The sequence below is a fragment of the Nocardia sp. BMG111209 genome (genome assembly GCF_000381925.1).
In the GTDB taxonomy this organism is placed as follows: Bacteria; Actinomycetota; Actinomycetes; order Mycobacteriales; family Mycobacteriaceae; genus Nocardia.
This window is the reverse complement of record NZ_KB907307.1, coordinates 4996330-5007696: the sequence shown is the minus strand read 5'-3', so window position 1 is coordinate 5007696 and position 11367 is coordinate 4996330. Positions and strand designations below refer to the sequence as shown.

Genomic DNA, 11367 nt, shown 5'->3' with positions numbered 1-11367 from the left:
TTTCATGGCCACCGAGGGTTTCGTTCGCCGTCCGCGCATCGCGCCGCCGCGCGCACCGGGCGGCGAGGTCGGATTGACGCCGCCGCCGGAGATACCGCGGCCGGTCTCCGGTCCGCTGCTGACGAAACTCATGCCGGTGGTCATGGTCGTCGCCGTGGTCGGCATGATGGCGATGTTCGTCATGATGGGCCGCAGCCTGCTGTCCAACCCGTACATGATGATGTTCCCGCTGATGATGCTCATGTCGATGGTCGGCATGATGGCCGGATACGGCAGGGGCGGTAAGAGCGCCTCGGAACTCGACGAGGAGCGCAAGGATTACTTCCGCTACCTGGACCAGATCCGCCGCGACGTCCGGCGGACCGGGGTCAAGCAGCTGGCGATGCTGGTCTGGAGTCATGCCGAGCCCGCCGATCTGCAGGGGCTGGTCGGCACCCGGCGGATGTGGGAGCGTCGGCCCAACGATCCCGATTTCGGGCATGTCCGGGTCGGGGTCGGCAGTCATCGGCTGGCCACCAAGTTGGCCCGGCCGGAGACCGGCCCGCTGGAGGATCTGGAACCGGTGTCGACGGTGGCGCTGCGCCGGTTCGTCCGGACGCATTCGGTCGTGCACCATCTGCCGACGGCCGTCTCGCTGCGCGCGTTCCCGGCCGTCAACATCGGCGGCCCGGCCGCGGACGCGCAGATGCTGGTGCGCTCGATGTTGATGGAGCTCACCGCATTTCACGGTCCCGATCATGTCGCCGTCGCCGTGGTCTGCGCCGATCCCGATTCGCCCGCCTGGTCGTGGGCGAAGTGGCTGCCGCATCTGCAGCACGCCGGCCAGCGCGACGGTATGGGTTCGGCCCGGATGATGTACCAGTCGCTGGCCGAACTGGAGACCGCGCTCGCCGACGAACTGCTGGAACGCGGCCGGTTCATGCGCAATCCGCAACCGACACAGGGCCGGATCCATGTGGTGGTCGTCATCGACGACGGTTACGTCAGCGGCAACGAGCGGCTGATCAGCGAATCCGGGCTCGATTCGGTGACCGTGCTGGACCTCACCGCGCCGGAGACCGGGCTGGCCGCGCGCCGTGGCCTGCAACTGGTCGCCGCCGGTGGGGACGTCTTCGCGAAAAGCGCTGCGGGAGTAGAGAAATTCGCGACCGCCGACACCGTGACCGTCGCCGAGGCCGAGGCGTACGCGCGTGCGCTGGCCCGGTATCGGATCGCCACCGCGGCGCAGATCGTCAGCCTCGGCGACAACACCACCACGACCGATCCGGGATTGATGGCGCTGCTGAAGATTCCGGACGCGGCGAATATCGATCCCGCCAAGGTGTGGCGGCCGCGGGTCGGCCGGGAACGACTGCGGGTGCCGATCGGCGTCACCCCGGACGGGGCGCCGGTCGAGATCGACATCAAGGAGTCCGCGGAGTGGGGTATGGGCCCGCACGGATTGTGTATCGGCGCAACGGGTTCCGGTAAATCGGAATTCCTTCGTACCCTGGTGCTTTCGCTGGTCACCACGCATTCACCGGATCAACTGAACCTGATCCTGGTCGACTTCAAGGGTGGCGCGACCTTTCTCGGCCTGGATCCGCTGCCGCACGTCGCGGCGGTCATCACCAACCTGGAGGAGGAGATCGCGCTCGTCGACCGGATGCGCGACGCGCTGGCCGGTGAGATGAACCGCCGCCAGGAATTGCTGCGCGCCGCGGGCAATTTCGCCAATGTCACCGATTACGAGAAGGCCCGTGCCACCGGGGTGCCGCTGGATCCGTTGCCGGCGCTGTTCGTGATCGTCGACGAGTTCTCCGAACTGCTCTCGCAGAAGCCGGATTTCGCGGATCTGTTCGTGATGATCGGCCGGCTGGGCCGCTCGCTGCACGTCCACCTGCTGCTGGCGTCGCAGCGGCTGGAGGAGAACCGGATGCGCGGGCTGGAGCACCACCTGTCCTACCGGATCGGCCTGCGGACCTTCTCCGCCAACGAATCCCGGGCCGTGCTCGGCATCACCGACGCCTATCACCTGCCCGCCGTGCCGGGTTCCGGATATCTCAAGAGCGACGCGTCGGATCCGTTGCGGTTCAACGCGACCTATGTGTCGGGTCCGTATGTGGCGCCGCGGTCGGTGCGGCAGGCCGCCGGGCAGGCGGTCGCCGAGGTGCCGCCGCGGCTGTTCACCGCGGCGCCGGTCGAGATGCCGGTGATACCCGAAGTGCCGCAGTTCGATCCGCTGGATCTGCCGCCGGCCCCGGCCGACGAGGGTATTCCGGACACGCTGTTGCAGGTCGTGGTCGGGCAACTGGTCGGCCACGGCCGGCCCGCGCACGAGGTGTGGCTGCCGCCGCTGGAGGATTCGCCCACCGTGGATATGCTGCTGCCGGACCCGGATTGGCGTTCACCGGTCAACCGGCACGGCCAGCTGTGGATGCCGATCGGCATCATCGACAAGCCGTACGAGCAGAAGCGTGACGTGCTGACCATCAACCTGGCCGGCGCCGAGGGGCATATCGCGATCGTCGGCGGCCCGCAGTCCGGCAAGACGACCGTGATCCGCACCATCGTCACCGCCGCGGCCGCGACCCACAGCCCCGAGCAGGTGCAGTTCTACTGCATCGACTTCGGTAGCGGCGCGCTGTCGAGCCTCAGCGGACTGCCGCACGTGGGTTCGGTGGCCCGCGCCAACGATCCCGACCGGATCCGCCGCACCATCGCCGAGATGACGACGCTGATGAAACAGCGTCAGGAACGGTTCAGCCGGTGGGGAATCGAATCCATCAACGATTTCCGCAGCCGCCGCCACGCCGCGCTGGTCGCCGGCGGCGGCCGGATCCTGCCCGAGGATCCGATGGCGGAGGACCGGTTCGGCGACGTCTTCCTGGTCATCGACGGCTGGGCGACCGTCCGCGAGGAGTACGAGGCGCTCGAACCGCAGGTGAACGCGCTGGCCGGCGGTGGTCTGTCGCTCGGTATCCACGTGATCCTGGCGGCCCGGCGCTGGGGCGAGATCCGGCCGGTGATCAAGGATCAGATCGGTACCAAGATCGAGTTGCGGCTCGGTGACCCGTCGGATTCCGAGATGGACCGGCGCACCGCCGCACTGGTGCCGGTGGGCCGGCCCGGCCGCGGCCTCACCCCGCAGAAACTGCACATGCTGATCGCCCTGCCGCGACTGGATTCGGATATGGATCCGGCGACCCTGGCCGAAGGCGCCTCGGCCTCGAAACAGGCTCTGGCGGAACTGTATCCGGGCCTGCGCGCACCCGAGGTGCGGATGCTGCCGCACAAGGCCGAGCGCGAGCACGTGGTGGCGCTGGCCCGATCGCGCGGCCTCGAACTGTCCCCGACCCGGATCGCGATCGGGGTCGGCGAGGCCGAATTGCAGCCGCTGGTCCTCGATTTCGGCGCGGATCCGCATTTCATGGCCTTCACCGATCGCGAATCCGGCAAGACGACGCTGCTGCGCAACATCGCGATGGGTGTCGTCGAGAATTCGACGCCGGACCAGGCCCGCATCATCCTGGTCGACTACCGGCGCACCATGCTCGGGGTGGTGCCCGAGGAATTCCTCGCCGGCTATTCGACCGGATCGCAGACCTGCGCCAACATGATCCGGGAGATCTGCGTCTACCTGTCGCGGCGGACACCCGGCTCCGACATCACGCCACAGCAGTTGCGCGAACGCAGTTGGTGGACCGGTCCCGAGATCTACATCATCGTGGACGACTACGACATGGTGGTCACCGCCGGTGGTGGCGTCAATCCCCTTGCGCCCCTGGTGGAATACCTGCCGCAGGCGCGCGACATCGGCCTGCACTTCGTCCTCACCCGCAATATCGGCGGCGTGTCCCGGGCCCTGTTCGATCCGGTGGTCGGCGGTATGAAGAATCTGAGCGTCGACACGCTGATCGGCAGTGGCCCCCGCGACGAGGGCAAGATCATCGGTGATGTCCGGCCGGAGAAACTCCCACCCGGCCGCGGCATCCTGGTCTCCCGCAGCCGGGGGCACGAGATGGTGCAGATCGCGTACCTGCCCCCGCTGTGATCATTCCTCGTACCGGGAATTCGCGGTACGGGGTGCGAAAATCGGCCACGGTAGGTGAGAGGAACGTGCGTGGCCGATTTTCCGATGGAGCTGGTGGAACCGGTCCTGGGCCCGCGACCCGACGGCCGTCCGGCGCAGATGCGGCAGATGGCCGATGCGCACGCCGCGTCCGCCGAGCGGAGCCGGGAACTGGCGCAGGGATATCGCGATTCGGCCGGGTCGAGCAGATCCGCGCTCGGCGGTGACACCGGTGCGCAGGTCGCCTCGTATCAGGAGCGGATCGCGACGGCCCTGGACAACCAGGCCGACTACTCCGACAGTCTCGCGCAGCAGCTCTACCAGGGCGCCAACACGGTCGAGGAGGGCCAGTTCACCTGGGAGGGTATGGGCGTCGTACTGGTCGCGCAGCTCGCCGCCGACGCGCTGATGCTGCAGGCCGGCGCGGTGAAATCCGTGGAGGATCGGGCGGCCGCGCGGGTCGGCTGGCGGCGCTTCCTCGGCGACCGGCTCACCGGACTGGTCACCTCGGGCCGCGCGTTCATGGCGACCCGGGCCGGAATGCTGACCATGGCGGGCGCGCTGGGCGCCGCGGCCGGTGCGGTGGTCCCGCTCGTGGCCGAGGAACGCCAGATCTGGGCGGGACATCGGCAGCACCTGGACGGGCAGACCATCGTGACCGGCATGGTGAGCGGTCTGGCCGGTGGTCTCGGCGGCGCCGCGGTCGCGTCGGCCGCCGCTCCGACAGTGCAACGCTGGCTGGGGCGGATGGTCCGTGGTCCGCGATTGTCAGCGGTCCTGGGGACCTTGACCCTGGGCGCGGCCGGTGGTGCGGGCGGCGCGATTCCGGGTGTGCTGGCGGGGAGTCTCACCACCGCCGCGTACACCGGGAAGTTCAGTTTGTCCGGGCGCGATCTGATGAACAATCTGACGATCGGCATCGCGGGCGGCATGGTCGGCGGCGTGACGCATGTGGTGCACGCGGGGCGGACATCGCACCCGCTCGTCGAATTCCCTGCGGCGCAACCGGTTCCGGACACTCTGGATGCCGCCGGATTGTCCGCGACCGGCCGGATGCCGAATTTCGTGCCGGGCCGCGATCCGGCGGCGAGATCGTCCCTGTCGGGGATCGTGTTCGGTTCGTCCGGCGAGATTCCCGGGGTGCGCACGTCGCCGAATGTGACGAGCGACGCGGTGGTGGGTGCGTCGGCCGAACCGATCGTGCGGCGGGCATCCGGCGGTCGCGTGCTGAGCGAGAGCGATATCGCCGCGCACCTGGCGAGTCGCGGCATCGAGACCGCGCCGTTCGATCCGGAGTCGGCCGCCCGGCACGAGGCAGATCGGATCGCCGCCGCGTCGACGGAGCGGGATCGGCCGCTGGTCTTCGACCCGTCGAGGGTGCCCGGGGCGAACCGGCCGGAGGTCACCACGGTCGGCCTCGGCCCCGGCGAACGAGTTCCGGTGCTGGTCGGTGCGGGCGAGACGCGGCTGGAAGGTACACCGGCACTGTCGGTCACGGACGGCCCGGCATCGGTACCGTTGGGCCGCAACGTGGACGGGCCGTGGGGGCGCACTCCGGATGGGCCGCTGGGCCGCACCCCGGACGGGTCGTTGGGTCGCACCCCGGACGGGTCGTTGGGCCGCACCCCGGAAGGGTCGATGGACCGCAACATGGATGGGCCGTTGGGCCGCACCCCGGACGGAACAGCGGAACCGCCTGGTAATCGGGCGAATACGCCACCGGTTCCGCCGAGCTCACCGGCAATGTCCGCGGGCGGCAACGGATCCGGTCGTCCGTTCGGTGAGTCCGGGCACGGCGGGTCGGAGCCCCACGAGACCGGCCGCGGCGGTGGTGGATTCGCATCCGATCGCAACGGTGGAGATTTCGCGACCGGTCGCGGTGGTGATTCCGGATCCGGTCGCGGCAGCGGGGATTTCGCATCGGGTCGCGGCAGCGGCGAATCCGGATCCGGCGGACGAGGCGGGGACACGGGCGGATCGGCCGCGAATGCGGGCGGTCGAGACCCCGGCGACCGCCCGCACGGCTCGTTCGAGTACACCCCGCATCCCGGTGGCGTCGAGAATCTTCCACCCGGTCTGCTCGCGGCGAGTGCGGACTTCGCCGCGGCGGCATACGGTTTCGGCGAACCGGCCCCCGGCCTCACCGAGCCGCGACCGCAACCTACGCGCCGGTCGAACCACCCGGACCGGGACGCCGCGCCGTCCGGCTCCGGGCCGTCCATCCGGGATCGTGGCGCCACCCATATGGTCGGCTTCAATTACCCACGCCACGAGCAGAATCGGGCCGCGTTGCTGTTGGCGCGGGCCGGATACGAGATCCGGCACCTGCCGTCGCGGGACGCCGCCGGGCGGCCGACCGGCGTCGCCTTCGACATCGAGGGACGTCCCTTCGGATTCCTCCGGGCGGAAACCTCGAGCGCCGCCAATATCGTGCGACGGTTGACGCCGCTGGGCGAGCGGGTCGTGGTGAGCCTGCGCGACTCTCCGCTGTCCCCGCGGGGCCTCGCCGAGTACCTGAACTACGTTCGGCCCGACCATGTTTCCGAGGTCATTGTCGTGGACGAGAACCAGGGTGTGGAGTTCGCCCGGCTGCTCTACAGCCGCGACATCCAGCCCTCGGTGGCGGGTGTCCGGGACGCGTTGACCCGGGTGGAGAACGTACAGCACATGGTGATCGACACGCAGGATCCCGCCGGCGGATACAGCTGGGGCGCGATCCGCCGCGCGCTGCCCGGCGATGCCCAGCCGGAACTGTTCACCCGGACCGGTTCGGTGCTGCGGCCCTCCTCACCGCACAACACGTTGCTGCGGGAGATGATGCGGGTCGATTCCGATTCCCGGTTCGGCAGCGGCGAGGTCACTACGGCGCTCGTCCTGGACGAACGGGAGGCAGGCCGGTCGGCGCAGTTGTCGACCATCAGCTATCTGGGCCGGATCCCCGGCGGCGCAAGAATTTTCGATATCGATGGGCATCTGGTCAACTACACCGGTGTGGACGAATTCGGCAACGAGCGTCTGGTCCGCGTCGACGGCGGTGCGGTGACCGTGGCGGAACTGACCGGGGCCCTGCCGGATTCGATCGAGACCACCTCGGCGGTGGTCCTGCACGGCGGTGCGCCGGTGCACGGACTCGGCCTCCCGTACGAGCCGGCCGACCCGATGGCGGTCGGCGGAACCACGACCCATGTCGAGCCGGTCACGCCGATGCGCGGCGAGGATCTGTTCAACCGGCTCGCCGACGATTACTCGCCGCTGTACGACCCGGAGCTGGTCCACATCGGGTCCGCTCACGGTCACGACAGGTGGCGTTTCGATCTGCCGAAGACCGGCGACGGTCGCTACGAACAGGTATGGGCCCCGACGACGGACGAGCGGTGGCTCGCGGCGCACGAGGACCCGGCGCATCCGGGGCACGTGGATCTGGCGAACACCGACTACTGGCACCTCCCGGCCGACGCCCAGCGCAACTGTCAACTCTCCGTCGAAGTTGCCCTCGAGGTGGCGGCACAGTTGCACGCCGCCGGCGTCGACCTGCGTGACCCGCAGGCGCGGGAGGCGATCTCCGACGTGGTGCACGAGGCGTGGATGTCCCGGAAGTACCGGACCGCGCGGCCGGACCAGCTGTTGCCGTACTGGCCCACGATCACCGATGAGACCCTGACCGAGGCCGAGCGGGACAAGGACCGGGTCTACGCCGACATCGCCATCGATCTGGTGCGCAGCTCAGTCCAGCCGTGAGGCCACCGCCGAGACGGTCAGCCCGGCGTCGCGGGTGGTGATCAGGATGCGCTGCGGAATTCTCGGCGGTTCGGTGGCCCGCTCCCAGGCATCGGCCCGCCGCTCGAACAGGGCCGCCGAGGGGCCGGGCATCGGCGATGCCGCGATCCGGACCAGGCGGAAGCCGGCGCGGCGGTAGTAGTCGTGCAGTGCGGGATTGGCCGTCCAGGCGTCGAGACGGACCCAGGTTCGGCGCCGGGCGCGGGCCAGGGCGGCGGCGTGCGCGAGCAGATTCGCACCCACCGCGCGACCGGCACAGCGCAGATCCACGATCATGTAGTGCACGATGACCGACTCGGTCAGCTCGCCCGGTGACCACAGCCCGGTGTCGGCCCGGTCGTTGACGGTGACGGTACCCACCGGTTCGCCGCCGACCTCCGCGATCCAGGACTCGCCGCGGCGCAGGGAATGGCCGACGGCGGCCGAGAAGACCTCGATCGGCAGCCCACCCGCCTGCCGCGTCCACTGATCCGAACCGCGGGCCGCAAGCCAGGCGGCCCGCTGGAGTCGAAGTCGACAGATGGTGCCGAGATCGGCCGGACGCGCCTGGCGAATGCGGATATTCATGATGAACCGGGTACCAGAGATATGCCGAAATAGTGTGAATTGCCCGGCGGCTGCGGCGTGCCGAGAGCGTTCCGGATGAGATCGATACCCGCGTCGTCGCCGAGTTCGTAGGCCAGGCGATTGCGGTTCGCGATCGACCGGTGCCGCGACACCCGGGTGATCCGGGTGGGATTGGCGCCGATGCGCAGATGGTCCAGCAGGATCGTGCCGGTGCCGACGGCCAGGACGGTGGCCTCCTCGGCGGTGGCCGGACGGGCCACGAGGGTGTCCCGGTGCGCGGTCTCGGCGTGCCCGCAGGCGGCGAGCCGGCGGGTGGTGCCCTCCGGAATGTCGTGCGGCGAGTCGATACCGGTGTGCTCGGCCAGCTCCCGGGGGTAGAAGCTCACCTCCCAGGACCAGGGCTCATTGTCCAGGTACTGCACCACCGTTCGGGCGACCACCCACGAATCCTTGGGCACCGCCAGCCAATTCGCGACGTCGGGACCGGCCGGCTCCATCCGGGCAGTGAACTGCTTGGACGGCTCCCGCCCGGCCGCGCGCGCGATCTCGGAGAAGATGTCGTTGCCGGCCATCGGACGATCCGGGCGAATGTGATGGGTGACAACGGATTCCAGCACCTCCTGGCTGCGCACGATGGTGCCGCGGGAAGTGGCTGTGTACAACAGGTTTTCGGTGACGAGAACCTGAATCGCGTTGCGTACGGTCGTTATCGATACCTGCAATTGCTCGGCCAGCTCGTTGTGGCTGGGGAGACGATCGCCGGGCCCCCAGCGACCGTCGCGTATCTCGTCCCGAAGCAGACCGGCAATGCGCTGATACCTCGGACCGTCCACCATGTGACCCCCTGCATCTCCGTGGAGGACGTTGTTTCTCGAGGACTCGGAGTCTACTCCGTCGAGATGATGGGCGTGTGACCCTTGACACACGGGTTCCGCAGTTTATTGTAATGAACTGTCCTGAACGAGGGTTGTAACGGCGAAGACGGCGAGGCAACGTGGCAGGTTCGGAGACGTATCAAACGGTTGTGGCGCTGCCCACCATTTCCCACGGCGGGGTGGCGGTGCAAACACTCACCAACGGCTTGGTGCCCAGCTCCGATCTACTACTGCGCGCCTGCCGGGGCCATCGCGTCATCGGTGGCCCGCTGCTCTGGTTCGCCCGCGACCTCGCGGTCCTGCACGAGCGCCGGCTCGGCGGCACCGGGGACAACGCGCCGGACCTGGAGCCCGCGGCGATCCTCGAGATCGAACGCCGTCGCATGGAGCTCGTCATGGCGATCGACGACTGGGTGTCGCGGGCCGTGCCACAGCATCGGCTCGGCGCCACCCTGCACACCGAGACCATCGGTTCGGTGATCGACCGCCTCGGCGAAGCGTCCGTTCGCGCGCATCATGCCCTGATGACGCTCGATGCCGACAACGAGGTCCTGCACGGCGCGTGGCATCGCCTCGCCGAACTGGCCGACGGCTACGACGACCTGCTCCGCGACGTGATGGCCGGCCGCCGGCGGCTGCCCACCTGGTAGCAGCGGCGGCCGACCGGCCGCGTCACGCCGCGCGGGCCTCGATCATCCAGCAGGCCGTGGGGTAGCGCACCCGATCACCGTGCACGAAGGGTTCGAGTGCGGCGCGGACGGCGCTCACCACCCGCTCCCGGGTCGGCTCGTCGACCGCCTGCACCGCGTTGCCGACCACTCCCATCCGGGAGATGTACCAGTTCAGGTCGGCCTCGGGCATGGTGCACTCGACGTCGATCGGCCGGAGGGCGACCTCGTTCCAGCCGCTGCCGTCCAGAATCGCGGTGACCCGGTCCCGGTCCGCGAGGGCGAATCGGCCGGGCTCGCCCGGATCGGGCAGCCGCAGATTCGGCAGCAGTGTCGCCGCGGTGCGCTCCGGCGTCGTCATGAACGGGTTCTCCTCCGGGCCGCGCCACACGATGCACCGCAGCGCACCACCCTCGGCGGCGGCCCGGCGCAGGTTGGCGAAGGCGATCCGCGGCTGCGCGAAGAACATCACCCCGAACCGGGAGACGACGGTATCGAACGATTCGGGCGGGAACGGGTGCGATTGAGCGTCGGCACAGAGGAATTCGACTGCGACCCCGGCCTTTTCGGCGCGAGCGCGGGCCCCCGCGAGCATCGGTTCGGAGATGTCGACGCCCGTGCAGTGGCCCGAGTCGCCGAGCCGCGCCGCGATCGCGACGGTCGTCGCGGCGGTGCCACACCCCACATCCAGTACGCGGTGCCCGGAGGTGGCCACGACCTCGTCCACGAGCAGATCCCGGAACGGCCGCAGAGCCCCGTCGACCACGTCCTGCGCCGCGACCCACGCCGCCCCCGCGGGCCCGTTCCAGAGCGTGGCCTGCGGATTCTCGGTCCGATTCGTCATATCCATCCCTGCTCCCGGCTGTTCGGTGATCGATGGCTCCACCGTGCCAGTTGAAGTCGACTTAAAGTCAAGCCATGACGCCGGATCGCACGGGCAGCGGAGACGGGCCACTGGATATCGCCGAGGTGGCGCGCCGGAGCGGCGTTCCCGCTTCGACATTGCGGTTCTACGAGCAGAAGGGGCTGATCGCCTCGATCGGGCGGCGCGGGCAGCGCCGATTGTTCGATACGGCGGTGCTGCAACGGCTGGCGCTGATCGCGATCGGGCGCGGCGGCGGCTTCTCTCTCGACGAGATCCGGCGCCTGCTCGAACCGGCCGGCGCCGCGGTGATCGATCGTGAGATGTTGCGGGCCAAGGCCGATGAACTCGATCGCACCATCGGCACTCTCGTCACGATGCGTGACGAATTACGGCACGCCGCCGACTGCCCGGCGCCCAGCCACCTCGAATGTCCCACCTTCCGGCGGGTGCTGCGCGAGGTCATGACCGGTACGACCGACGGGACCAGCGTGCTGGCGAGTGGACGAGCCGGCCGCGGCCGGCCTCCCGCCGAGCGCGGCATCCGCTGACCGCACGGCGGGGCCT

Annotated in this window: 7 protein-coding genes; 4 read left to right on the top strand and 3 right to left on the bottom strand. The window is 69.3% G+C overall.

The window, feature by feature from the left end; translation table 11 throughout:
• The first annotated feature begins 4 nt into the window (after positions 1–4).
• Both G361_RS0123200 and G361_RS0123195 read left to right on the top strand, forming a co-directional pair.
• Positions 5–4033 carry a type VII secretion protein EccC gene (locus tag G361_RS0123200; protein ID WP_019929509.1) on the top strand — a complete coding sequence of 1343 codons (4029 nt, stop codon included), beginning with the start codon at positions 5–7 and terminating at the stop codon, positions 4031–4033.
• A gap of 69 nt (positions 4034–4102) precedes the next feature.
• Entirely contained in the window at positions 4103–7789 is a 3687-nt protein-coding gene (locus G361_RS0123195) for a hypothetical protein (RefSeq protein ID WP_026343396.1), read from the top strand.
• Here G361_RS0123195 and G361_RS0123190 read toward each other — a convergent pair.
• Positions 7775–8395: a GNAT family N-acetyltransferase gene (locus G361_RS0123190; protein WP_019929508.1), complete on the bottom strand. Its 621-nt coding sequence runs from the start codon at positions 8393–8395 to the stop codon at positions 7775–7777. The two genes, G361_RS0123195 and G361_RS0123190, sit on opposite strands and share 15 nt — an antisense overlap.
• On the bottom strand, positions 8392–9231 hold the full coding sequence (locus tag G361_RS44565; RefSeq protein ID WP_052172700.1) for a GntR family transcriptional regulator: 840 nt from the start codon (positions 9229–9231) through the stop codon (positions 8392–8394). Before G361_RS44565 ends, G361_RS0123190 begins: the two co-directional genes overlap by 4 nt.
• A gap of 188 nt (positions 9232–9419) precedes the next feature.
• On the opposite strand from G361_RS44565, the gene G361_RS0123180 reads away from it, so the two are divergent.
• A complete protein-coding gene (locus tag G361_RS0123180) occupies positions 9420–9920 on the top strand; it encodes a DUF4254 domain-containing protein (RefSeq protein ID WP_019929505.1) in 501 nt (166 codons plus the stop codon).
• A 22-nt stretch (positions 9921–9942) separates the two neighbouring features.
• Here the strand turns inward: G361_RS0123180 and G361_RS0123175 are convergent, their stop codons facing one another.
• A complete protein-coding gene (locus G361_RS0123175) occupies positions 9943–10782 on the bottom strand; it encodes a class I SAM-dependent methyltransferase (protein WP_231386978.1) in 840 nt (279 codons plus the stop codon).
• Between the two features lie 74 nt (positions 10783–10856).
• Here G361_RS0123175 and G361_RS44555 point away from each other — a divergent pair, with 74 nt between their 5' ends.
• Positions 10857–11351 (top strand): helix-turn-helix domain-containing protein, encoded by a 495-nt coding sequence (locus G361_RS44555; RefSeq protein ID WP_019929503.1) that lies wholly within the window; start codon positions 10857–10859, stop codon positions 11349–11351.
• The last annotated feature ends 16 nt before the right edge of the window (positions 11352–11367 follow it).

What these genes read in the sequence shown, in the direction of transcription:
- G361_RS0123200 (WP_019929509.1), top strand. Translation starts at nt 5, where the DNA reads ATGGCCACCGAGGGTTTCGTTCGCCGTCCGCGCATCGCGCCGCCGCGC.
- G361_RS0123190 (WP_019929508.1), bottom strand. Translation starts at nt 8,395, where the DNA reads ATGAATATCCGCATTCGCCAGGCGCGTCCGGCCGATCTCGGCACCATC.
- G361_RS44565 (WP_052172700.1), bottom strand. Translation starts at nt 9,231, where the DNA reads ATGGTGGACGGTCCGAGGTATCAGCGCATTGCCGGTCTGCTTCGGGAC.
- G361_RS0123175 (WP_231386978.1), bottom strand. Translation starts at nt 10,782, where the DNA reads ATGACGAATCGGACCGAGAATCCGCAGGCCACGCTCTGGAACGGGCCC.
- G361_RS44555 (WP_019929503.1), top strand. Translation starts at nt 10,857, where the DNA reads ATGACGCCGGATCGCACGGGCAGCGGAGACGGGCCACTGGATATCGCC.